The 21387-nt window shown below is 61.3% G+C and carries 20 protein-coding genes and 4 tRNA genes; 16 read left to right on the forward strand and 8 right to left on the reverse strand.

Annotated elements, in window-relative coordinates; all coding sequences use genetic code 11:
* Positions 1–124: 124 nt before the first annotated feature.
* The 8 genes from Q1V60_RS01270 to Q1V60_RS01305 all read left to right on the forward strand — a co-directional run bounded on the left by Q1V60_RS01270 (position 125) and on the right by Q1V60_RS01305 (position 6280).
* Entirely contained in the window at positions 125–1150 is a 1026-nt protein-coding gene (locus tag Q1V60_RS01270) for an NAD(P)H-dependent glycerol-3-phosphate dehydrogenase (RefSeq protein ID WP_300626859.1), read from the forward strand.
* A 10-nt stretch (positions 1151–1160) separates the two neighbouring features.
* Positions 1161–1508 (forward strand): DUF4389 domain-containing protein, encoded by a 348-nt coding sequence (locus Q1V60_RS01275; protein WP_300626860.1) that lies wholly within the window; start codon positions 1161–1163, stop codon positions 1506–1508.
* Positions 1505–1954: a phosphohistidine phosphatase SixA gene (sixA, locus tag Q1V60_RS01280; RefSeq protein ID WP_300626861.1), complete on the forward strand. Its 450-nt coding sequence runs from the start codon at positions 1505–1507 to the stop codon at positions 1952–1954. The genes Q1V60_RS01275 and sixA overlap by 4 nt, the downstream gene beginning before the upstream one ends.
* Before the next feature lie 75 nt (positions 1955–2029).
* Entirely contained in the window at positions 2030–2473 is a 444-nt protein-coding gene (locus tag Q1V60_RS01285; protein ID WP_300626862.1) for a hotdog fold thioesterase, read from the forward strand.
* Positions 2474–2570: 97 nt separating this feature from the next.
* A complete protein-coding gene (locus Q1V60_RS01290) occupies positions 2571–3374 on the forward strand; it encodes an alpha/beta hydrolase (RefSeq protein WP_300626863.1) in 804 nt (267 codons plus the stop codon).
* Complete coding sequence (locus tag Q1V60_RS01295) at positions 3371–4225, forward strand: alpha/beta hydrolase (protein ID WP_300626864.1); 855 nt, start codon at positions 3371–3373, stop codon at positions 4223–4225. The genes Q1V60_RS01290 and Q1V60_RS01295 overlap by 4 nt, the downstream gene beginning before the upstream one ends.
* A gap of 102 nt (positions 4226–4327) precedes the next feature.
* Positions 4328–5146 carry a DUF4892 domain-containing protein gene (locus tag Q1V60_RS01300; protein WP_300626865.1) on the forward strand — a complete coding sequence of 273 codons (819 nt, stop codon included), beginning with the start codon at positions 4328–4330 and terminating at the stop codon, positions 5144–5146.
* A 72-nt stretch (positions 5147–5218) separates the two neighbouring features.
* Entirely contained in the window at positions 5219–6280 is a 1062-nt protein-coding gene (locus Q1V60_RS01305) for an AI-2E family transporter (protein ID WP_300626866.1), read from the forward strand.
* Here the strand turns inward: Q1V60_RS01305 and Q1V60_RS01310 are convergent.
* Both Q1V60_RS01310 and Q1V60_RS01315 read right to left on the reverse strand, forming a co-directional pair.
* A complete protein-coding gene (locus tag Q1V60_RS01310; RefSeq protein WP_300626867.1) occupies positions 6277–7311 on the reverse strand; it encodes an ATP-binding protein in 1035 nt (344 codons plus the stop codon). The genes Q1V60_RS01305 and Q1V60_RS01310 overlap by 4 nt on opposite strands.
* Complete coding sequence (locus Q1V60_RS01315; protein ID WP_300626868.1) at positions 7311–8075, reverse strand: response regulator; 765 nt, start codon at positions 8073–8075, stop codon at positions 7311–7313. Before Q1V60_RS01315 ends, Q1V60_RS01310 begins: the two co-directional genes overlap by 1 nt.
* 259 nt (positions 8076–8334) lie before the next feature.
* Here Q1V60_RS01315 and pyrF point away from each other — a divergent pair, with 259 nt between their 5' ends.
* Positions 8335–9033: an orotidine-5'-phosphate decarboxylase gene (gene pyrF / locus Q1V60_RS01320; RefSeq protein WP_300626869.1), complete on the forward strand. Its 699-nt coding sequence runs from the start codon at positions 8335–8337 to the stop codon at positions 9031–9033.
* A gap of 197 nt (positions 9034–9230) precedes the next feature.
* On the opposite strand, the gene Q1V60_RS01325 is transcribed toward pyrF, so the two are convergent.
* Positions 9231–10238, reverse strand: coding sequence for an NADP-dependent oxidoreductase (locus Q1V60_RS01325; RefSeq protein ID WP_300626870.1), 1008 nt, complete (start codon positions 10236–10238; stop codon positions 9231–9233).
* A gap of 229 nt (positions 10239–10467) precedes the next feature.
* Here Q1V60_RS01325 and Q1V60_RS01330 point away from each other — a divergent pair, with 229 nt between their 5' ends.
* From Q1V60_RS01330 to Q1V60_RS01340, 3 genes are all read left to right on the forward strand, one after another.
* A complete protein-coding gene (locus Q1V60_RS01330; RefSeq protein WP_300626871.1) occupies positions 10468–11229 on the forward strand; it encodes an SDR family oxidoreductase in 762 nt (253 codons plus the stop codon).
* Positions 11230–11431: 202 nt separating this feature from the next.
* Positions 11432–12844: a PLP-dependent aminotransferase family protein gene (locus Q1V60_RS01335; protein WP_300626872.1), complete on the forward strand. Its 1413-nt coding sequence runs from the start codon at positions 11432–11434 to the stop codon at positions 12842–12844.
* 114 nt (positions 12845–12958) lie between these two features.
* Positions 12959–14926 carry a methyl-accepting chemotaxis protein gene (locus Q1V60_RS01340; protein WP_300626873.1) on the forward strand — a complete coding sequence of 656 codons (1968 nt, stop codon included), beginning with the start codon at positions 12959–12961 and terminating at the stop codon, positions 14924–14926.
* Positions 14927–14962: 36 nt separating this feature from the next.
* On the opposite strand, the gene Q1V60_RS01345 is transcribed toward Q1V60_RS01340, so the two are convergent.
* Positions 14963–15775 (reverse strand): alpha/beta fold hydrolase, encoded by an 813-nt coding sequence (locus Q1V60_RS01345; RefSeq protein WP_300626874.1) that lies wholly within the window; start codon positions 15773–15775, stop codon positions 14963–14965.
* A 117-nt stretch (positions 15776–15892) separates the two neighbouring features.
* The gene (locus tag Q1V60_RS01350) at positions 15893–16663 is read right to left on the reverse strand and encodes a hypothetical protein (RefSeq protein WP_300626875.1); all 771 of its coding nucleotides are present in this window, start codon (positions 16661–16663) and stop codon (positions 15893–15895) included.
* Positions 16664–17021: 358 nt separating this feature from the next.
* Here Q1V60_RS01350 and Q1V60_RS01355 point away from each other — a divergent pair.
* The 4 genes from Q1V60_RS01355 to Q1V60_RS01370 all read left to right on the forward strand — a co-directional run bounded on the left by Q1V60_RS01355 (position 17022) and on the right by Q1V60_RS01370 (position 17436).
* Positions 17022–17097 (forward strand) — tRNA-Glu (locus tag Q1V60_RS01355).
* A gap of 3 nt (positions 17098–17100) precedes the next feature.
* Positions 17101–17176 (forward strand) — tRNA-Gly (locus tag Q1V60_RS01360).
* Between the two features lie 105 nt (positions 17177–17281).
* Positions 17282–17357, forward strand: a tRNA-Glu gene (locus Q1V60_RS01365).
* A gap of 3 nt (positions 17358–17360) precedes the next feature.
* Positions 17361–17436: transfer RNA gene (locus Q1V60_RS01370), tRNA-Gly, on the forward strand.
* Positions 17437–17612: 176 nt separating this feature from the next.
* Here the strand turns inward: Q1V60_RS01370 and Q1V60_RS01375 are convergent.
* The 3 genes from Q1V60_RS01375 to Q1V60_RS01385 all read right to left on the reverse strand — a co-directional run bounded on the left by Q1V60_RS01375 (position 17613) and on the right by Q1V60_RS01385 (position 21367).
* Positions 17613–19352 carry a dipeptidase gene (locus Q1V60_RS01375; protein WP_300626876.1) on the reverse strand — a complete coding sequence of 580 codons (1740 nt, stop codon included), beginning with the start codon at positions 19350–19352 and terminating at the stop codon, positions 17613–17615.
* Positions 19353–19446: 94 nt separating this feature from the next.
* Positions 19447–20664 carry a phospholipase D-like domain-containing protein gene (locus tag Q1V60_RS01380; protein ID WP_300626877.1) on the reverse strand — a complete coding sequence of 406 codons (1218 nt, stop codon included), beginning with the start codon at positions 20662–20664 and terminating at the stop codon, positions 19447–19449.
* 55 nt (positions 20665–20719) lie between these two features.
* Positions 20720–21367, reverse strand: coding sequence for a MotA/TolQ/ExbB proton channel family protein (locus Q1V60_RS01385; RefSeq protein ID WP_300626878.1), 648 nt, complete (start codon positions 21365–21367; stop codon positions 20720–20722).
* Between the last annotated feature and the right edge of the window lie 20 nt (positions 21368–21387).

Here is a 21387-nt window from a genome sequence, read left to right on the forward strand (position 1 = left end):
TGTAATTCCTTCACTCAAGTGTGGCATTTTCCGACAAGCGCATGAATTCACGCGGGGGCTGGCCGCAAGCGGGTCGCCCCGTATAATGCCGCCATCGCCACTGGTATGGATTAACGGATTGCATATGACTGAACAGCGCCCTATTGCGGTCCTGGGAGGCGGAAGTTTTGGTACCGCCGTGGCTAACCTGCTGGCTGAGAACGGCCATGCGGTGCGTCAGTGGATGCGTGATCCCGAGCAGGCCGAGGCTATTCGGGTGAACCGGGAAAACCCTCGTTACCTTAAAGGCATCAAGATTCATCCGGCGGTCGAGCCCGTTACCGATCTGCTCGAAACCCTCACGGCCTGCGACCTTTGCTTTGTCGCGCTGCCCTCCAGCGCCTTGCGCTCGGTGCTGGCGCCCCACGCCGAGCGTCTGGCGGGCAAGCTGTTGGTCAGCCTGACCAAGGGCATCGAGGCGCAGACATTCAAGCTGATGAGCGAAATCCTCGAAGATATCGCGCCCCAGGCGCGCATTGGCGTGCTGTCCGGGCCGAACCTGGCGCGTGAAGTGGCCGAACATGCGCTGACCGCCACGGTGGTCGCCAGTGAAGACGAGGCCCTGTGCGAGCGCGTCCAGGCGGTGCTGCATGGCCGCACTTTCCGCGTTTACGCCAGTGGCGATCGCTTCGGCGTCGAGTTGGGCGGTGCGTTGAAGAATGTCTATGCCATCATCGCCGGCATGGCGGTGGCGTTAGGGATGGGCGAAAACACCAAGAGCATGCTGATTACCCGCGCCCTGGCCGAAATGACCCGTTTCGCAGTGAATCAGGGCGCCAACCCCATGACCTTTCTGGGCCTGGCGGGCGTCGGCGATCTGATCGTCACCTGCTCATCGCCTAAAAGCCGTAACTATCAAGTGGGTTTTGCGCTGGGCCAGGGGTTGAGCCTGGAAGAAGCCGTAACTCGCCTGGGCGAAGTGGCTGAAGGGGTCAACACCCTCAAAGTGCTGAAGACCAAGGCGCAGGAAGTCGGTGTATATATGCCGCTGGTTGCCGGGCTGCACGCGATCCTGTTTGAAGGGCGCACCTTGAGCCAGGTCATCGAGCTGCTGATGCGCGCCGAGCCGAAAACCGACGTCGACTTTATTTCCACCAGCGGTTTCAACTGAGGAACGCGGCATGAACGATTCGAAAGCAGCGCCCAAGTACGAGTCCATTGTGCTGCGCATTCTGTGGATGCTGGTGTATGCCTTGGTATGGCAATTGGCGCAGTTCCTGCTCGGCGCATTGGTGGTTGTGCAACTGATTTACCGACTGATCTACGGCGCGCCGAACCTGGGCCTGATGAACTTTGGCGACAGCCTCAGCCAGTTCCTGATGCAGATTGGTCGCTTCGGCAGCTTCCATACCGAGCAAAAGCCCTGGCCATTCGCCGATTGGCCAACTCCTCGAGCACCGGAAGGCGAAGCCGCGCATAGTGTGCCGCCAGCACCGCACCCGGCGCGTGATGAGGAGCCCAAGCTATGAAACTGTGGATCCTGCGCCACGGTGAAGCTCAAGGGCATGCCCCCACCGACGCCGAGCGCAACCTCACCGAGCACGGCCGGGCCGAAGTGTTGCGCAGCGCCGCGCACCTGATCGGCGAGCCGCTCAGTGCCATTATCGCCAGCCCCTATGTGCGGGCACAGCAGACGGCGCAGCTGGTTCGCGAGGCCCTGGGCTTCGAACCTGAGATTCGCACGGCGCCGTGGCTGACGCCGGAGGGCAATCCGTTGCAGGTGCTGGAAAAACTCGACACCGATGACAACGTGCTGCTGGTCAGCCACCAGCCCTTGGTGGGCAGCCTGATCAGCTTTCTGCAGCATGGCCATCAGCGTCAGCCCCAGCCGATGCACACCGCCAGTCTGGCGGAACTGGAAGGGGATTTCCCGCTGGCCGGGCTGATGAGTCTGGTCAGCGTAAAAAATCCATAGGCTATATCGATACGTTGCGTGTGCCCTATCTGTGGCAGGATTAGGGCTGTAATAAAACCAATAAGGACACCCCATATGAGCCTGTGGCGCACGCAACCGAATATTGAGCAACTCAACGCGAGCCAGAAAAACACCATCGGTGAATTGCTGGACATTCGCTTCGAAAGCTTCGACGACGAATCCCTCACCGCCAGCATGGTGGTCGACCACCGTACTCATCAGCCCTACGGCCTGCTGCACGGCGGTGCCTCCGTGGTGCTGGCCGAAAGCGTAGGCTCCATGGCGGCATACCTGTGCATCGATGCCAGCAAATTCTATTGCGTGGGCCTGGAAGTCAACGCCAACCACCTGCGCGGTGTGCGCAGCGGGCGAGTAACGGCGGTGGCCAAGGCCATCCATATCGGCCGCACGACCCAGGTGTGGGACATCCGCCTGACCAGCGACGAGGGCAAGGCCAGCTGCATATCGCGCCTGACCATAGCCGTGGTGCCCTTGGGCGAGCAGCCACCGACGCGATAGACGTGGCGTGAGTGTCATCATTCCTGGCGGTTACGGTCATTGCCGTAACGGCCAGGCATGGTGACAATCAACGTCTGTTTTTGTAGAGCGAACCGGTATGTCGCAGCATGTGTTTTTCGCCCACGCCAATGGCTTTCCTTCGGCTACCTACGGCAAGTTGTTCGCTGCCCTGGCCCCCGAATATGCGGTGGTGCACCTGCCGCAGCACGGTCACGACCCCAGGTTTCCGGTGGACGATAACTGGCAGAACCTGGTGGACGAACTGATCCATCATCTGCAGCAGCAACCGGAACCGGTGTGGGGCGTCGGCCATTCGCTGGGCGGGGTGTTGCATTTGCATGCCGCCATGCGCTGCCCGCAGCTGTACCGGGGCGTGGTGATGCTGGACTCTCCGGTGCTGACCCGCGCGGATCGCTGGGTAATTCGCGCCGCCAAACGCTTTGGCTTCATCGACCGCCTGACCCCGGCCGGGCGCACCCTGGGCCGCCGTGAGGAATTTGCCGACCTGGACGCCGCGCGTGCTTACTTCGCCGGCAAGACCCTGTTTCGCGGGTTCGACCCCGAATGCTTCGAAGCGTATCTGCAACATGGCCTGCTGCAAGTGGGCGACCGGCTGCGGTTGCGTTTCGACCCGGCGACCGAAATCAGCATCTATCGGGGTGTGCCCCATACCAGCCCCGGCCAGGTGCGCCAGTTGAAAGTGCCGCTGGCGGTGGTGCGCGGCCGGCAGAGCCGGGTGGTGATGCGCCATCATGCCAGCGGCGTAGGTCGCCTGCCGATGGGCGAACTGCTCACCATGCCCGGCGGCCACATGTTCCCCCTTGAGCGACCCCAGGACACCGCCACCTTGATCAAGAACCTGTTTTCCCGCTGGCAGGCCCGTGAGCGCAGCCGCGCATGAGCGTGCCGGTAGAAGAAGTGCGCCTGAGCCTGCCGCATATCGAGCTGGCCGCGCATCTGTTCGGGCCTGAAGACGGTTTGCCGGTAATCGCCCTGCATGGTTGGCTGGACAACGCCAACAGCTTTGCGCGCCTGGCGCCCAAGCTGCAGGGTTTGCGCATCGTCGCGCTGGATATGGCCGGGCACGGGCACTCGGCACATCGTCCGGCGGGGGCCGGCTATGCCTTGTGGGACTACGTCCACGATGTATTGCAAGTGGCCGAACAACTGGGCTGGCAACGTTTTGCATTACTTGGCCATTCCCTGGGCGCCATCGTTTCCCTGGCGCTGGCCGGGGCATTACCGGAACGCGTGACGCACCTGGGGTTGATCGACGGGGTGATCCCGCCGACCGCCAGCGGCGAGGACGCCGCCGAGCGGCTGGGCATGGCATTGCAGGCGCAACTGAGCCTGCGGGGCAAGCGCAAGCCGGTCTATGCCAGCCTGGACCGGGCGGTAGAGGCGCGGATGCATGGCCTCGTCGCGGTCAGCCGCGAAGCCGCCGAACTGCTGGCCCAGCGCGGTTTGATGCCGGTGCCGGGTGGCTATACCTGGCGCAGCGACAGTCGTCTGACCCTGGCCTCACCGATGCGCCTGACCGACGAACAGGCCATGGCTTTCGTACGCCGAGTGGGTTGCCCTACGCAATTGGTGGTTGCGGCTGACGGCATGTTGGCGAAACATCCCGAGTTGCTTTCTCAGCTACCCTTTGCCGTGACGACCCTACCGGGTGGCCATCATCTGCACCTGAATGACGAGCCCGGGGCGGTCCTTGTTGCAGACTGTTTCAATCGGTTCTTCTCCGCGCCTTGACTTGGCGCGGTCAACTGCCGAGGCTGGGCGGATTGAAAGGGAGTCAACCATGCACCATCTTGAAACCGCTGCGAACCTCAATGGCCACGGCGCATTGATCCGATGAGCCTGGGTAAAGGATGTATCCGTGCCCTTGGGCTGTGCTGTTTCAGCCCGCTCGTATTCGCCGCCGATGTGCCCGGAAGCCAGGACTTACCGGCCATTGCCCGCCAAGTGGACGCGCAGATCGTCGACTACCGCCAGGCCGAAGAACGGGAGCGCATCTACCCGATGGGCGCGATCCGCAAGATCAGCGGCCAATTACGCTCTGAAGGCCAGGCCACCGCACGCGGTCAAACCACCGCGATCACCTACGAACTGCCTGCCGAACACAGCTCCAGCGCCGCTTTTACCGCCACCCGCGAAGCCTTGCAGGCCAAGGGCGCGCAGCTGTTGTTCTGGTGCCAGGCCCGTGACTGCGGCGAAAGCAGCCTGTGGGCCAATGAAGTGTTCGGCAACGCCAAGCTGGTGGGGGCCGACGGCCAGCAGGAATATTTGCTTCTGCGCCTGGCTGCCCCGCAGGACAACTCGCTGGTGGCGCTGTACGGCATCACCCGGGGCAATCGCCGCGCTTACCTGCATGTTGAGCAACTGGACGCCAGCACGCCACTGGGTGATCTTCTGCCCACGTCGGCAACGCTGTTACGTGAGTTGAAAAGCACCGGCGAGCTGGACTTTCCTGCGCTGGGTGCCGAGCCCGACGCGACCTGGTTAACCTTGATTTCCCGCGGGCTGAACCTGGACACCACCTTGCGCGTCAGCCTGACCGGGCCCGGCGCCGAAGCCTGGCGCCAGGGCCTGATCGACAGTGGTGTGCGCGCCGCACGCCTGGAAACCGGCACAGGTAACGCTGAAGGCCTGCATGTGCATCTGATACGCTAAGCGCCACAGGGCGAACGGACCCGCGCCGTTCGCCTAAGCTGTCCTCCTACAGACTCTTTTTCGAGATACCCGATGCTCAATAACGATCGCCTGCTGGTGCAAATCCTGCTGCTGGTGCTGTTTGGTGCCAGCTTCTGGGTCATGGCGCCGTTCTGGTCGGCGCTGTTCTGGGGCGCGGTGCTGGCGTTCGCCAGCTGGCCGCTGATGGTCCTGCTGACACGTGGGCTGGGCGGTCGCGAGTCGCTGGCGGCCGGTATCCTGACGTTGGGCTGGATGTTGCTGGTCGCGCTGCCGCTGGTGTGGTTGGGGTTCAACCTGGCGGACCATGTGCGCGATGCCGTCGTGTTGATCAAGGATATCCAGGTCGACGGCCTGCCGGAGGCGCCCGCCTGGCTGGGCTCGATCCCGTTTGTGGGTGAACGTCTGGTGGCGATGTGGGACAGCATCGATCAACAAGGCGCGGCGCTGATGGTCAGCATCAAGCCTTACCTCGGCCAGGTCGGCAATTGGTTGCTGGCGCGCAGTGCGCAAATCGGCGGCGGCATTCTCGAGCTGACCTTGAGCCTGGTCTTCGTGTTCTTTTTCTACCGCGATGGCCCGCGCCTGGCGATGTTTGTGCACCGCCTGCTGGAACGCCTGATCGGCGAGCGCGCCGGCTATTACATCGAACTGGTGGCGGGTACGGTGCAACGGGTGGTCAACGGTGTGATCGGCACCGCCGCCGCCCAAGCGCTGCTGGCGCTGATCGGCTTCCTGATCGCAGGCGTGCCGGGTGCCCTGGTGCTGGGCATCGTCACCTTCCTGCTCAGCCTGATCCCCATGGGCCCGCCGCTGGTGTGGATTCCCGCCACGGCCTGGCTGGCGTGGAAGGGTGACTACACCTATGCGGTATTTTTGGGGGTGTGGGGCACGTTCATCATTAGCGGCGTGGACAACGTGCTCAAGCCGTACCTGATCAGCCGTGGCGGCAACCTGCCGCTGGTGATCGTGCTGCTGGGGGTGTTCGGCGGCTTGATCGCGTTCGGCTTTATCGGCCTGTTCATCGGCCCGACCTTACTCGCGGTGGCCTACAGCTTGTTGACGGACTGGAGTGCGACCCAGACCCAGGTGCGCCGGGAAGACAAGCCGCTTTAAGCCCTCGGCAGCCACATCACCGCAGTCAACCCGCCGCCCGGCGTGTCTTCCAGGCTCAGGTGGCCGCCGAGGCGTTCGACCGCATCCCTGGCGATCGTCATGCCCAGGCCGACGCCGCCGGAATTGCGGTTGCGCGAGCCCTCCAGGCGAAAGAACGGTTCGAACACCGCTTCGCGCTGATCGGCCGCGATGCCTGGCCCATGATCGATCACGCGGATCACCAGGGCCCCCTGGCTGTCCGCCAGTTCCACTCGGGCTGAGCCGGCGTAGCGCAGGGCATTGTCGATCAGGTTGTTGAGGCACGAACGCAACGCCATCGGCTGCACCTGCAAGGGCGCACAGGAGCCGCAAAACTGCACATCGCTGCCTTGGTCCTGGGCGTTTTCGCTGAGCGATTCCACCAGGGCCTGCACGTCGAGCCAGTGGCGGGTCTCGCTGGTGCGCTGTTCGTGCAGGTAGCTCAAGGTGGCGTCGAGCATGCCGATCATGTCGTCCAGGTCCTGGCGCATCTGGCCTTGCAGCCGGGTGTCTTCGATCTGTTCCAGGCGCAGCTTGAGCCGCGAGAGCGGGGTGCGCAGGTCATGGGAGACCGCCCCGAGCATGCGCGCGCGCTGGCTGACTTGTTCGCGGATGCGCCTTTGCATCAGGTTGAAGGTTGAGGCGGCCTGGCGCGCCTCGCGAGGCCCGGACTCATCGAGGGGCGGGCTGTCGAGGTCGACGCTCAAACGCTCGGCCGCCGCGCTCAGGCGCTGGATCGGCCGGCTCAACAGCTTGGCGCCGTACCAGGCGGCGATGATCAGCGAGATGAATTGAAACGTCAGCGGCACCGCCGGGCCGCCGAACCAGGGCCGATGATGCTTGACCAGCGGTTTCATCGAGCCATCCGGCTGCTCGACGAAGGTTTCCTGCGGCGGTGGCGGCGGTGGACCGTAATGATGGAACCAGAAGAACGCCAGCAGATGCGCCAGCACGATGGCCACCAGCAACACGCCGAACAGCCGCCCGAACAACGTATTGAAGGTGGCGCGCATCAACCGATATCCCGCGCGTCGAACAGATAACCTTCGCCGCGTACGGTCTTGATCAATTGTGGGGCCTTGGGGTCATCTCCCAGTTTCTGGCGCAGGCGCGAGACCAGCAGATCAATGCTGCGATCAAAGGCTTCGATGGAGCGGCCACGAGCTGCGTCCAGCAATTGCTCGCGGCTCAACACGCGGCGCGGGCGTTCGATAAACACCCACAGCAGGCGAAACTCGGCGTTGGACAGCGGCACCACCAGGCCGTTGTCGGCCACCAGTTGGCGCAACACGCTGTTGAGGCGCCAGTTGTCGAAGCGGATGTTGGCGCGCTGCTCGGTGCGGTCATCGCGCACCCGGCGCAGGATGGTCTGGATACGGGCCACCAGTTCGCGCGGTTCAAACGGTTTGGACATGTAATCGTCGGCGCCCAGTTCCAGGCCGATGATACGGTCGGTGGGTTCGCAGCGGGCGGTGAGCATCAGGATCGGAATGTCCGACTCAGCGCGCAGCCGACGGCACAAGGTGAGGCCGTCCTCGCCCGGCAGCATCAGGTCGAGCACCACCACATCGAAGGTTTCGGCTTGCATGGCCAGGCGCATCGCCGCGCCGTCGGTCACGCCCGTGGCGAGAATATTGAAGCGCGCCAGGTAATCGATCAGCAGTTCACGAATCGGCACATCATCATCGACGATCAGCGCACGGGTGTTCCAGCGCTTGTCGTCGGCGATCACCGCGCCTGGGTGTTCGTCGTTTAGCGGGACGCAAGGAGTCTGCATAGTGCGATCATCTGCCTGATTGTTACGGCCAGCATAGGCGCCCAGCCCCATGGCTGGAAGTGCCGGACGGTCGGTCATGCGGGCGAGGCTAGCGCTACGGCGTGTTGGGCGCATGTCGTGAATGTATCGGCTTTGAAATAATTGCCGCAAACCCGCGCCGATCAACGCTGAATCAGTATTTACCGATCATCGGATCCCGCAACGGCGCCGCTTGCGCTACAATCCGCGCCGATTTCGACTTGCCTGAGAGCCCATTCCAATGCCCGTCTGCCAGACTCCTATCATCGTCGCCCTGGATTACCCCACCCGTGACGCCGCACTGAAGCTGGCTGACCAGTTGGACCCTAAGCTTTGCCGGGTCAAGGTCGGCAAGGAACTGTTCACCAGTTGCGCGGCGGAAATCGTCGGCACCCTGCGTGACAGAGGCTTCGAAGTGTTTCTCGATCTGAAATTCCACGATATCCCCAACACCACCGCGATGGCCGTGAAGGCAGCGGCTGAAATGGGTGTGTGGATGGTCAATGTGCATTGCTCCGGTGGCCTGCGCATGATGAGCGCTTGCCGTGAAGTGCTGGAACAGCGCAGCGGGCCGAAACCGCTGCTGATCGGCGTGACCGTGCTGACCAGCATGGAGCGCGAAGACCTGGCCGGCATCGGCCTGGACATCGAGCCGCAGGAGCAAGTGTTGCGCCTGGCCGCCCTGGCGCAGAAAGCCGGCCTCGATGGTCTGGTCTGCTCGGCACTGGAAGCCCAGGCCCTCAAGACCGCGCACCCGACGCTGCAACTGGTGACCCCAGGGATCCGCCCGGCGGGCAGCGCCCAGGATGACCAGCGCCGTATTCTGACGCCGCGTCAGGCGCTCGATGCCGGTTCTGACTACCTGGTGATCGGCCGTCCGATCAGCCAGGCGGCCGATCCGGCGAAAGCGTTGGCAGCGGTCGTTGCCGAAATCGCCTGATACCTGGGCGATTCGACGTGCTCCCGATTAGAAGGAGCGCAGTGCTGTGGCGAGGGAGCTTGCTTCCGCTGGACTGATAGCAGGTCCATTTTCCAGGGGCCGCTTCGCGGCCCAGCGGGAGCAAGCTCCCTCGCCACAGGTCACCGGGTGTCCGCTGTAGCGCTTAACTGGCAGGCATTAGTTTTATCTAGCGTGCGTCAGCTGACCTTCAACACCAATTTCCCGAAGTTCTCGCCGTTGAACAGCTTCATCAAGGTCTCCGGGAAGGTTTCCAGCCCTTCAACAATATCCTCCTTGCTCTTGAGCTTGCCCTGCGCCATCCAGCCGGCCATCTCCTGCCCGGCAGCGGCAAAGTTCGCCGCGTGATCCATCACCACAAAGCCTTCCATCCGTGCGCGGTTGACCAGCAATGACAAGTAATTGGCCGGGCCTTTCACGGCTTCTTTGTTGTTGTACTGGCTGATGGCTCCGCAAATCACCACCCGCGCCTTGAGCGCAAGGCGACTGAGCACCGCGTCGAGAATATCGCCGCCCACGTTATCGAAGTACACATCCACGCCTTTGGGGCACTCGCGCTTGAGGGCGGCGGGTACGTCTTCGTTTTTGTAATCGATGGCGGCATCGAAGCCCAGTTCGTCCACCAGGAACTTGCACTTGTCAGCTCCGCCGGCGATGCCCACCACACGACAGCCTTTGAGTTTGGCGATCTGCCCGGCAATGCTGCCTACCGCACCGGCCGCGCCTGAGATGACTACGGTTTCGCCAGGCTTGGGCGCGCCCGTGTCCAGCAGCGCAAAGTAAGCGGTCATGCCGGTCATGCCCAGCGCGGACAGGTAGCGGGGCAGGGGCGCAAGCTTCGGGTCGACCTTGTAGAAACCGCGTGGCTCGCCCAGGAAGTAATCCTGCACGCCCAAAGCGCCGTTGACGTAATCGCCAACCGCAAAGTTCGGGTGGTTGGAGGCAATCACCTTGCCCACGCCCAATGCCCGCATCACTTCGCCAAGGCCGACGGGCGCAATGTAGGACTTGCCCTCATTCATCCAACCGCGCATGGCGGGGTCGAGGGACAGGTACTCGTTGCGCACCAGCACTTGCCCGTCCTGCGGGGTGCCTACCGGCACTTCTTGAAAGGTGAAGGTGTCCCGCGTGGCGGCTCCGACCGGGCGTTTGGCAAGCAGGAACTGGCGGTTGGTCTGGGCAGTCATGGCGGCAACTCTTTAGAAATGAAGTATGAGTGATAGACAAGGAACGTCCCGCAAGCAAGGTTATTGGAGCCACGCGAATGCATGACGATAGGCACGGTTGATAATCAGCCCCATCGCTTTATCACTAAGACTCATGCAGCGCCAACCGGCCTTCTGATAGTGCTGACGCGTCCCTCCTGTCGTTGGCTAGACTCGCCCCGACGGCTATTAATCCCACAGGACATTTCCCATGAGCATGACGTTTTCCGGCCAGGTCGCCCTGGTGACCGGCGCCGCCGCTGGTATTGGCCGCGCTACCGCGTTGGCGTTTGCCGCCGAGGGCTTGAACGTGGTGGTGGCCGACCTGGATGTGGCGGGTGGCGAGCACACTGTGGCGTTGATTCAACACGGTGGCGGCGAGGCGATGTTTGTGCGCTGCAACGTCACCCTGGAGACGGAAGTGCAGCAATTGATGGCGCAGACCATCGCCGCCTACGGCCGTCTGGACTATGCCTTCAACAATGCCGGGATCGAGATCGAGAAGGGCAAGCTGGCCGACGGTAGTTTGGATGAGTTCGATGCCATCATGGGTGTCAACGTCAAAGGCGTGTGGTTGTGCATGAAGCATCAACTGCCGCTGTTGCTGGCCCAGGGGGGTGGCGCCATCGTCAACACGGCTTCGGTAGCGGGTTTGGGGGCGGCGCCGAAAATGAGCATCTATGCGGCGTCCAAGCACGCGGTGATCGGTCTGACGAAGTCGGCAGCGATCGAGTATGCGAAAAAGAAAATCCGCGTCAACGCCGTCTGCCCGGCCGTGATCGATACCGACATGTTCCGACGCGCCTATGAAGCTGACCCACGCAAGGCTGAATTTGCGGCGGCGATGCACCCGGTCGGGCGCATTGGCAAAGTCGAGGAAATCGCCAGCGCAGTGTTGTATCTGTGCAGTGATGGCGCAGCCTTCACCACCGGCCAGGCCTTGGCGGTGGACGGTGGCGCAACGGCAATTTAAGACTTCACACTGCAACCTGTTCGAAAAGGACTGGGGTGGTGTGGGGTCTTTCCATAGATGGCAAAACGCCGCGACTGAATGTGTATCAGTAGGTAAAAAACTCAATAAAATCAATACTTTAATAAAAGTTGAGGACGGGTTTTATTGGGCTTCTGTGCTTAACTGTTTGGGTTGAATACCAAACAGTTGAAGTGAGTGGCTCATGGATTTAGGGATTGATCGACAAGCCCCGGTACCGGTGGTGCAGCAAATCATCAGCGCAGTCGCGGGATGGATTCGCAAGAATGGGGTGAGCCCCGGCACACGCTTACCGTCCGTCCGCCAATTGGCCCTCGATAACCTGCTGAGCCAGTCCAGCGTGATCGAGGCATTCGAGCGGATGGTGGCCCAAGGTCTGCTGGCCTCAAAAAACGCCTCGGGGTTCGTGGTGGCGCAGCCTGCGCAAGTTCAGGAAAAGCATTGGTACGAAGGCGCCGAAGAAGGATGGGGCGGGTTTACCGACAGCCCTTTGGGCGAGCTTAAGCTGGGCTGCGGCTGGCTGCCCGACGCCTGGCGCGAGAGCGATGACATCAGCTACGCGATCCGCGAAGTCAGCCGCACCGACACTGCGGGCCTGTTCAACTACAGCACGCCTCTGGGGCTGCAGGCCCTGCGTGAACAGCTGCTCAAGCGCCTGACCCAGATTCACGTACCCAGCAGTCTCGAGTGCATTCTCACTACCCATGGCGCCAGCCACGCCCTGGACCTTCTTATACGCACGCTGCTCAAGCCGGGCGATACGGTGGTGGTCGAGACACCAGGGTACGGCAACCTCTACCGGCAATTGGCGTTTCACGGGGTCACGTTGCTGCAAGTGCCCCGCACACGCAGCGGCCCGGATATCGAGGTGCTGGAAGCGCACTTGCAATGTCATCGCCCCAAATGCCTGTTCATCAACAGTCTCTATCACAATCCGACCGGCACCAGCCTTGGCCGCGCGGTGGCCGAGCGTCTGCTGGCGCTGGCGTGCAGCCGGGATTTCCTGATCATCGAGGAAGATGTCTACGGTGACCTGCAACATGCCAGTTGCACGCGGTTGTCGGCGTTGCCCCATGAAGACCGCGTCATCTATGTTTCGAGTTTTTCCAAGACGCTGAGCAGTGCCTTGCGCGTGGGCTACCTGAGCGCCGGCGCGGCGATCGTCGCGCAACTGGCGCACCTCAAGACCCTGACGGGCATCGGCACCTCGCGTTTTGCCGAAGCGATGGTGGCGACCTTGCTGGCCAATGGCACTTACCGCAAGTGGGTGCAGCGCCTGCGCAAGCGCCTGAATACGCAAATGGTCGCCACTTTGCAGGTGCTGGAAGATGAAGAGTGGCAAGTGTTTGCGGTACCCGCCGGCGGTATGTTCGTGTGGGCACGACCTGGCGCGCAAAACCCTTCATGCGTGCAGGCGTGTGCCCGCAGGCTCGGCGTGTTGTTGTCGCCGGGAACGTTGTTCAACCCGACGGGTGAATGCAGCGAGTGGCTGCGCATCAACGTAGCCTATGCGGCGGACCAGCGCGCATTGGCGCTGTTTCGTGCCCTGGGGCCCGCTAGATCGACCTCGACCATTCTGAAAACGACGGGTGTGTAGCTTTTTGCCATTATCGCGACGCCAATGACTTGTGTTCAGTGCCCGCTGGTGCCCAATCTTCCTGCTGGTAAAGCGGGTTTATGGCATCTGCCAGTGCAAGAGGACTCAAGTGCAATGATTTCAGGCGCGCAACGACATTTCGCCAACCTCGGTATGGCGAAAAAACTGGGCTTGGGTTTTACCCTGGTGCTGCTGCTGACGGCATTGGTAGCGGCCATTGGCGTGTGGTCCCTGCAAACCGTTGGCCAGCGTTTCGAAGGCCTCAAGCGTGTGTCTTCGCTCAACAGTGGCCTGCTCAAGGTGCGCCTGATCGAACAGAATTACGCGTTGCACGCCGACCCCAAGTCGGTTGACGCGTTGCATGAAAGTGTCGATGCGCTGGCCGCGCTCGCGGCCAGTCTCAAAACCCAGTCCGCTGCCAACGTGCCGGTAATGGCCGATGTGGAGCAAGCCCTGGCCGCCTACCGCAAGGCGTTCGACGAGTTTGTCGAACTGACCCAGACCAAGGAACTGGCCCTGGAAATGGCCAGTTGGTCGGTGTCCAGCGTGGCCAATACCCTTGATGTGTTGCAGGCCGGACTGGCGGACGACGGCGCCTATGGCCTGAAGGAAAGCCAGGGCAAGGAAGGCGCCGAGTTTATCGAACAGGCGGGGCAGGTGAGCCAGGTGTCGCGGTTGATGCTGCAGGCGATGAACGAAGCGCGGCTACGCCTGGATCAGAGCCGCAAGGCTGACGCGGACGAGGCGGAGCAGGGCAAGATTGAACAGGCTGACCAGGCGCTGGCTCAGGTCGAGCAACTGAAACCTTTGGTCAAGGACCCCGGTTACCAGACCGTGCTTAATGAAGTTTCCGGGCATATCGCGTCGTTCAGCGAAAAGCTCGGCGAGTACACCGCTCTGTTGGCTCAGGAAAAAGTGGTTTACAAACAATTGAATGATCGCGCCGATCAGGTGGTCAGCCGGGTCAATCAGGCCTATGACGCCGAAGACCAGTCGATGCAGGCGCAACTGGGCAAAAGCGCGCTGCTCATCATCGGCTCATCTGCCCTGGCGTTGCTGGTGGGGCTGATCGCAGCCTGGGTCATTACCCGCTTGATCGTGGCACCGCTGCGCAGTGTGATCGCAGCGGCACAGCAGATTGCCTCCGGCGACCTGAGTGGGCGCATGGAGGTCAGCCGCCGCGATGAAATCGGCCAGTTGATGCAAGCGATGCAGCAGATGGGCAACGGCCTGAGCCATATGGTCAGCGGGTTGCAGGCCGGTATCGAGCAACTCGCAAGCTCAGCGCATTCGTTGTCCAGCGTTACCGAGCAGACCAACGTCGAGGTCAGCAGCCAGAAAGAAGAAACCGAACAGGTGGCCACGGCGATGAACCAGATGACCGCCACGGTGCACGACGTGGCGCGTAACGCCGAACAGGCCGCGCACGCCGCTCAGACGGCGGATGACAAGGTCGACAGCGGCCAACAGGTAGTACGCCAGAGTTTGCAGCGCATCGAACTGCTGGCCACGTCCAGCAACAGTGCCAGCGCAAGCATCGAAAGCCTCAGTGCAGAGATCCAGAACATCGGCACGGTCTTGAGTGTGATCAAGAGCGTCGCCGAGCAAACCAACTTGCTCGCCCTCAACGCCGCGATTGAAGCGGCCCGCGCAGGGGAGCAAGGGCGCGGCTTTGCGGTGGTCGCCGATGAAGTGCGGGCCCTGGCCAAGCGCACCCAGCAGTCGACCGAAGAAATAGAACGCCTGGTCAGCACCTTGCGCAGCGCGGCGCAGTCGTCGGTGCAGCAGATTCAGCAAAGTGGCGAACTGGTGAAACTGGCGGTCAGTGATGCACTGGAAACCGAAAGTGCCCTGGGCAGCATTGCCGCGGCGGTGTCGTTGATCCAGCAGATGAACCAGCAGATTGCCGCAGCGGCTGAAGAGCAAAGCTCGGTGGCCGAAGAGATCAACCGCAGCGTCACCAGCATCCGAGCGAGTGCCGATCAATCGGCGTTGAGCATGCAAGGCAATGCCGCGTCGAGCATCCAACTGGCGCGGTTGGGTGCGGAACTGAGGGGCATGGTGGGGCACTTCCGCCTCTGATCGCAGCCGGGACGGCGCGACCAGTGGCGAACGGGATCAGGCGTTGTTGACGAGGAACGTCAGCAGCGCTTCATTGACGAAGTCGGGATTTTCCCGGCTGGAGATATGCCCGGCGTCTGGAATCAACGTCAGGGCACAGCCGATCAGCTCGGCCATTTCCCTGGACTCTTCGGGTGGCCGGGGTTTGTCCTGATCGCCGCACATGACCAGAGTGGTATCGCAGTCCAGGCGAGGAAGTTGATCGAGGATGTCTTCGCGGCTGAAAATCAAGCGGCCCAGGGGCACGACGCTGTTCAGCAGGCGTTTCCGGGAAAAATCCTGCAGCGACTGGCGAAAGTCTTTGTACAACGCTGACTCACGGTCGATGCCCGGTCTGAAGAAAATCGGCGCGATCACGTCCAGTAACGGCTCCGGGATGGCGCCGGCGTCTTCAATCATCTTGAACAGCGAGAAGTAGTACTGACGCGTGGCTTGCGGCTCGGCGCCGAGGTAGGTGTCCATCAGCACCAGGCTGTTGATGCGTTCAGGTGCCAGCAAAGCGAGGCGGGCGCCCCACATACCGCCGACCGACAGGCCCACCAGGTTGATCTGCGCAATGTCCAAGTGGTCCAGCAACGCCAGGGTCTGGCGCGCTAGGTCGTCAAGGGAGAGGGTGTGCTCGGGCAGTCTGCCCGACTCGCCATGGCCCCACAGTTCAGGAACGATCACACGGTATTGCTGCGACAGCGCTTCGACCTGCGGTGCCCACATGTCGCTGTCCCACAGGTAGCTTGAACCTAACAAAACGACCGGGCCGGTGCCCTGGTCGACATAGTGCAGCGGTTGTCCATCAATCACGGCGATAGGCATAGCAGGCCTCTAACTTCACGGAGTGAGGGGCACTTTTTTACGCTAGTCGGGGGCGGGGGGATAGATGCATTTTGATGGCACGTGGCGACAGGGCGTCGCCACATAGCGAGAAGGCCATCAATCGTAGATGGCTTTCTTTTTCCACTCGGCGTCGGCGTCGACGACTTTCAGGCCTTCGGTCAACTCGTTGACTTCGTTTTCGGCCGGCTGGCTGTTGGTCAACACCGTAGAGTTGGCGCGGGCCAATTGCGACTCCAGCAATTGCAGCTGTGCGCTGTACAGCACCGGTTCCGGTTGTTTGCGCAGGTACTGTGCGCCACGCTCGAATGCCAGGCGCGCCTGGCCCGGTTGACCTTGTTGCAGGGCATGCTGGCCCAGGTTATTGAAGAACTCGATGTGCAGCAGCACCAGGATATGACGGATTTCCCTGATCCAGTGCTTGGCCTCGTTGGCCGGCAGAAAACCGTCCTGGGCGGCGCGGGTGACTTGGCCATGCAGCGCTTCGAGCAGGAAGCGCACATCCTTGGCCTTGGCTTCGGTCTGGATCGGTGCAGGCGGGTTGGCCACCGGAATCGATTCGCCCTGAGCGATCATTGCATTCAGCTCGGCGATCCGCGCCTTGATCGCGGCACTGGATTTTTTGAGGTTCAGCAAGCGTTGGTTGACGTTGAGTTCCAGGCGGGTCAGCAACAGCTTGAGCGCCGGTGTCATCAATTGGCCAGGAAAGGTCTCGGTGATTTCACCACAGCGGCGCAGCCGATCATTGAGTTCGATCTCGGTACGTTGCCTTTCCAGCTTATTGTTTTCCACCACATGGTTCATGTAGCCAATGGCGATCAGTATTACGATCCCGGCTATTACCAGCAGGGTGATCATGAGTGGTGTCACCGGTGTGACCTCTTTATAGGGTTTGCTGTGGAGTGTAGTGACTGAGCTAGCCGGAGGATAGAACTGTTCGACCAGTTGCCCAGGTAGTTTCTTCTATATAGGTAAGTGTTCTCAGTGTAGCTGCACATTGCCATCACTTGCCTTGGGCAACTATAGCGTTTTGTCGAGCGCCAGAATATAGGCGCCAGGGCTTGGACGGGCAGAATGCCCGCGCAGGTCGGCAAACCGGGGCGAAGTCATTGATTTAAATAAATTTATCCTTGGGGGTTGACGACCTTTGAATCCATCCATAGAATGCGCGCCACTTACAGCGTAAAGCACACAGCGAAACGCGGTAGGGAGTGAATGTTGTACGTGTGTCCCCTTCGTCTAGTGGCCTAGGACACCGCCCTTTCACGGCGGTAACAGGGGTTCGAGTCCCCTAGGGGACGCCATATGCGGGAATAGCTCAGTTGGTAGAGCACGACCTTGCCAAGGTCGGGGTCGCGAGTTCGAGTCTCGTTTCCCGCTCCAATTTACAAGCAGTGTGGCTTTCGGGCGGCATTGAGTGAAACCAGGACCCAATCTTCGGATGAGGCCTCTGGGCACTGGAATACACACCATGTGTTTCAGTAGCGTGTCCCCTTCGTCTAGTGGCCTAGGACACCGCCCTTTCACGGCGGTAACAGGGGTTCGAGTCCCCTAGGGGACGCCATTTGCGGGAATAGCTCAGTTGGTAGAGCACGACCTTGCCAAGGTCGGGGTCGCGAGTTCGAGTCTCGTTTCCCGCTCCAATTCAAAGAAAAAGCCACTCAATCGAGTGGCTTTTTTTTGCCTGCGAAAAACAGCGCTCACCGAGTTCCGTTTCCGTTGAATCAATGGCCCTGGAGGGGCTGCGCCCCCTTGGGCCAAACATAATGTGGCTTGACGGATTTTTTCCTGGTTGAGCGACGGTTGGCCCCAGCGTGGATCAGAGCTTGGGCAGTTGGCCGACACGTCCCATCATTTCAGTGACAATCTGCAAGTCCAGCAGGAACTGCTCGACGGTCTTGAACTCACCGTCGGTGTGCCCGGTGTACTTCTCTTCCGGGCGGGCCAGGCCGAATTGCACGCCGTTGGGCAGGTCGTGCACGGAGGTGGCGCCGGCGGAGGTGCCGAACGTGTGCTGCATGCCCAGATTTTCAGTGGCCACCGCCAGCAGGGCTTTTACCCACTCCCCCTCGGGGTTGCGGTACATCGGCTTATCCAGCGAATAGGTGAAGTCCACGTTGACCTTGGCGTGCTTGTCCCAGGCGTTCAGTTTCTGCTCGATCTGTGCCTTGAGTTCTTCCGGGGTTTTACCCTTCGGCGCGCGCAGGTTCACGGCCAGCTTGAAGGTTTTGTCATCCATACCGACGAAGGTCGGCGAGGTGGTCAGCGGCCCCATGAAGTCATCGGCGAAGCCCACGCCTAATTTGCCGCCCAGGTAATCCAGGCCCCAGTTGTCCGACGCGTAACGCGCTGCATCCGTGATGTGGTTGTGCTTGAGGGCAATCTTGCCGTCAACGCTGTGGATCAACTCCAGCATACGTGCCACCGGGTTAACCCCGGATTCCGGTTCGGACGAGTGGGCAGACACGCCGGTGACGGTGAGCTTGACGTTGTTGCCGTCAACTTTGGTGGTCACCTGGAAATTGCCGCCATTGCGTTTGGCATAGTCATCACCGGCCTGCTGCAGGCCGGCCGCCAACTCGGCAGGTTTATCGCTGACCAGCGTGGCGACCGATACCGATGGAATCTGGTTGGTGGCTTTGCCGCCGGTCATTGCGATGACTTCCGCGCCCGCGCCTTCACCCTTGCGCACCGGGAAGGTGGCCATGACGGTGCCCGAGCCTTTCTCGGCAATCACCACCGGGTAGCCGCCGTCCAGCGCCAGGTTGTAGTTCGGCACGGGATTGCGTTCGAAATAGTAGGGAATGGCGTCGCCGGAGGTTTCTTCGGTGGTGTCCACCAGCAGCTTGAACGTGCGCGCCAGGGGCAGTTTTTCTTCCTTGATCACCTTCATTGCGTACATCGCCACGACGATGGCGTTCTTGTCATCCTCGGTGCCACGGCCATACATGCGGTCGCCGATGAGTGTGACCTTGAACGGGTCCAGCTGGGTGCCGTCTTGCAGTACCCAATTTTCCGGCGTCACCGGTACCACATCGGCGTGGGCATGCACGCCGACGACTTCATCACCGCTGCCTTCCAGGGAAATTTCATACACGCGGTTATCGACGTTACGAAAGTTCAGGTTGAAGGATTTGGCCAGGGCCTGGATCTTGTCGGCGATCTTGAGGAATTCAGGGTTTTTGTACTGTGGCAGGCCGTCTACGTTGAACGTTGGAATCTCCACCAGTTCTCGCAAGGTTTCCAGGGCAGCCTTGCTGTACTTCACTCGCGTGTAAATGCCCAGCAGGCGATTGATTTCGTTCTGCTGTTCGGCGTTCAGGGTTTTGTTATCGAGAAAAGCGCTGATGGCAGGGGCGACGTCATGGGTCTTGCCCAGATCGCCTTTGGCCAGGCTCCCGAGAAAACCGCGGAAATCGCTGACCGATGTGTCGCTGAAACTTTTCAGAATCGCCGTATTTTGTTCGCTCGTGAGGTTGGCGAGCGCAGGTGTGGTAACCGCCGCAACGCTGGCAGCGAACAGGGTGGTGGCCACCCATTTTTTCAGTGGAAAATGCATGGTGAATGGCATTCCTTTGCAGGTAGTGAGTGGACGTTTCTGATGAATAAGTCAGAAATATTTCCACACACTACCATTACTCAGATGCCCAAGGTCAATGCTGGCCAGGATGAGGCGCGGGGTACTCCTCAGTCACGTTCAAGGCTCTAGCGTAGGGTCCGTCCCACAGTTGCTCGTGCAATTGCCCTACGCGCTGGGCCATCGCTTCACTGCGCATCACCACTTCCAGATTGCGCGAATTATCCAGGTAACCGCCCAACCAGTTGCTGGTGCCGACCCACGCCACTTGCCCGTCGATCTCCATCGTCTTGCTGTGAATCACCCGCGCGTAGGGGATGAACCCTTGTTTGGCTTCGGGCAGGGTGACGATCTTGATCGCTACGTTGGGCAGCACCGCAAGGCTCTTGAGGTACGGCAGTTCCAGCGGGTCGGTGTTCCAGTCGGACACCATCAGCTTGATCGACACCCCGCGCGCAGCGGCGGCGCGCACGGCGTTGTCGATCAGCGCATAGTAGGGGCGGGTCCGATCAGGGCCGTAGGACAGCGGCGCATAGTCTAGCAATTGCACGCGCACCTCTTTCTTCGCTTCGCCCAGCAGGCGCGGCAGCTCCAGCTGTGAATCACCCACGCCGGGCGGGTTGTAGCGTTGCGGACTGGCCACCAGGTAGTTGCCGGTACGCGCAGGTTCCGGGCCGGCGGCCGGCAGTGGCACCGGTTGGTTTTCGGTGAGGGCCTGTTGGGCTTGCCAGTCCTGGTCGAAGATCGCCTGGACCTGCCCGGCAACGCTTGTATCGCTGATGAGCAGCCCGGTTTCGTGGATATGTTCCAGGGCTCGCCAATCGAAATTCTGGCTGCCGATAAACGCCTGCCTGCCATCCACTACCATGTACTTGGCGTGGATGATTCCGCCGCTCACTTGCCCGAAGGGCAGCACCCGGAAGGTCAGGTTGGGAATTGCGCGCAGGCGGTCCAAGGTGGCCGCATCCGACAGCTTGATACCTTTTTCTTCGAGCAGAAAACGAATCTTCACGCCGCGTTTGCCCGCAGCCTCCAGGTGTTCGATCACCTTGCCCATCACCGAGCCGGGATGGTCGGCCGCGTAGAACTGGCCGATATCAATGCGGCTTTTTGCACCGTCGAACAGCTCGATCCACACCGGGCCCGGCTGGCGCAGGTCGGCAGTGCCCAATGTCGTGTCCACCGGCACGGTGTGCACCAGTTCAAAGCCTGGAATTGAAAAGTCCGCCTGGGCCAGCGGACTGAGGAGCAGGCCGGTCAGGCCGGCGATACGCAACTTCTTCGAAAGGGACATAAGCGTCTCATCGCGCAAAAGGAACAGGCGGGCCATCACGCGCCCGCCCTGCAGGTCAGGCCGTGCGGCTGTGCAGCGGAGTGGGCACGCGGTGTGGCACTTCATCGTGTGCTCGAGCACCGCTGGAAGCGCGGATCAGCAAGATTTTCAATTGGTCGTTGATGCGTTCCAGGCTGTCCTGGAAGAAGTTATGAAACACCACGCAGAACAGCGCGATGGCGATACCCAGGCCGGTGGCGAACAAGGCCGTGCCGATACCACCGGAAATCTGCCCTGGGTCCGACACGCCCGCCGTGGCCAGTGCCTTGAAGGTGTCGATGATGCCCAGAATGGTCCCCAGCAGGCCGAGCAGCGGGGCGGCGGTAGTGATGGTCTCGATGATCCACAGGCTGCGGGCCAGCGGGGCGCGGGTCTTGAGGTACTGGGTGTCGATTTCGTCGTCCAGGTCCTTGCGCGTCCCGTGGGACGCCTTCTGGGCCAGTACCGGCACGATCATGTTCAGCGGCAGGCTGTCGCGACGGGTCAGGTGTTCCGGCAGGTCGCGCTCGCTGTGCACGTTGCTGCCCAGGGCGTCGATCAGGGCGCGGGCCTGGCGGCGTACATAAGCGAAGTAGATGCCGCGCTCGATGGCGATGAAGATAGCGATCGCCATCGCGGCATACATCACATAGAAAGTGACGTCGTGGAGCAGGTTCATATCCATGCTTGCGTTCCTCTTGGGTC

Source organism: Pseudomonas sp. (genome assembly GCF_030147005.1).
GTDB lineage: Bacteria > Pseudomonadota > Gammaproteobacteria > Pseudomonadales > Pseudomonadaceae > Aquipseudomonas.

What these genes read in the sequence shown, in the direction of transcription:
- Q1V60_RS01295 (WP_300626864.1), top strand. Translation starts at nt 3,371, where the DNA reads ATGAGCGTGCCGGTAGAAGAAGTGCGCCTGAGCCTGCCGCATATCGAG.
- Q1V60_RS01340 (WP_300626873.1), top strand. Translation starts at nt 12,959, where the DNA reads ATGATTTCAGGCGCGCAACGACATTTCGCCAACCTCGGTATGGCGAAA.
- Q1V60_RS01345 (WP_300626874.1), bottom strand. Translation starts at nt 15,775, where the DNA reads ATGCCTATCGCCGTGATTGATGGACAACCGCTGCACTATGTCGACCAG.
- Q1V60_RS01300 (WP_300626865.1), top strand. Translation starts at nt 4,328, where the DNA reads ATGAGCCTGGGTAAAGGATGTATCCGTGCCCTTGGGCTGTGCTGTTTC.
- Q1V60_RS01335 (WP_300626872.1), top strand. Translation starts at nt 11,432, where the DNA reads ATGGATTTAGGGATTGATCGACAAGCCCCGGTACCGGTGGTGCAGCAA.
- Q1V60_RS01290 (WP_300626863.1), top strand. Translation starts at nt 2,571, where the DNA reads ATGTCGCAGCATGTGTTTTTCGCCCACGCCAATGGCTTTCCTTCGGCT.
- Q1V60_RS01305 (WP_300626866.1), top strand. Translation starts at nt 5,219, where the DNA reads ATGCTCAATAACGATCGCCTGCTGGTGCAAATCCTGCTGCTGGTGCTG.
- Q1V60_RS01375 (WP_300626876.1), bottom strand. Translation starts at nt 19,352, where the DNA reads ATGCATTTTCCACTGAAAAAATGGGTGGCCACCACCCTGTTCGCTGCC.
- Q1V60_RS01330 (WP_300626871.1), top strand. Translation starts at nt 10,468, where the DNA reads ATGAGCATGACGTTTTCCGGCCAGGTCGCCCTGGTGACCGGCGCCGCC.
- sixA (WP_300626861.1), top strand. Translation starts at nt 1,505, where the DNA reads ATGAAACTGTGGATCCTGCGCCACGGTGAAGCTCAAGGGCATGCCCCC.
- Q1V60_RS01325 (WP_300626870.1), bottom strand. Translation starts at nt 10,238, where the DNA reads ATGACTGCCCAGACCAACCGCCAGTTCCTGCTTGCCAAACGCCCGGTC.
- pyrF (WP_300626869.1), top strand. Translation starts at nt 8,335, where the DNA reads ATGCCCGTCTGCCAGACTCCTATCATCGTCGCCCTGGATTACCCCACC.
- Q1V60_RS01385 (WP_300626878.1), bottom strand. Translation starts at nt 21,367, where the DNA reads ATGGATATGAACCTGCTCCACGACGTCACTTTCTATGTGATGTATGCC.
- Q1V60_RS01310 (WP_300626867.1), bottom strand. Translation starts at nt 7,311, where the DNA reads ATGCGCGCCACCTTCAATACGTTGTTCGGGCGGCTGTTCGGCGTGTTG.
- Q1V60_RS01315 (WP_300626868.1), bottom strand. Translation starts at nt 8,075, where the DNA reads ATGCAGACTCCTTGCGTCCCGCTAAACGACGAACACCCAGGCGCGGTG.
- Q1V60_RS01380 (WP_300626877.1), bottom strand. Translation starts at nt 20,664, where the DNA reads ATGTCCCTTTCGAAGAAGTTGCGTATCGCCGGCCTGACCGGCCTGCTC.
- Q1V60_RS01285 (WP_300626862.1), top strand. Translation starts at nt 2,030, where the DNA reads ATGAGCCTGTGGCGCACGCAACCGAATATTGAGCAACTCAACGCGAGC.
- Q1V60_RS01275 (WP_300626860.1), top strand. Translation starts at nt 1,161, where the DNA reads ATGAACGATTCGAAAGCAGCGCCCAAGTACGAGTCCATTGTGCTGCGC.
- Q1V60_RS01270 (WP_300626859.1), top strand. Translation starts at nt 125, where the DNA reads ATGACTGAACAGCGCCCTATTGCGGTCCTGGGAGGCGGAAGTTTTGGT.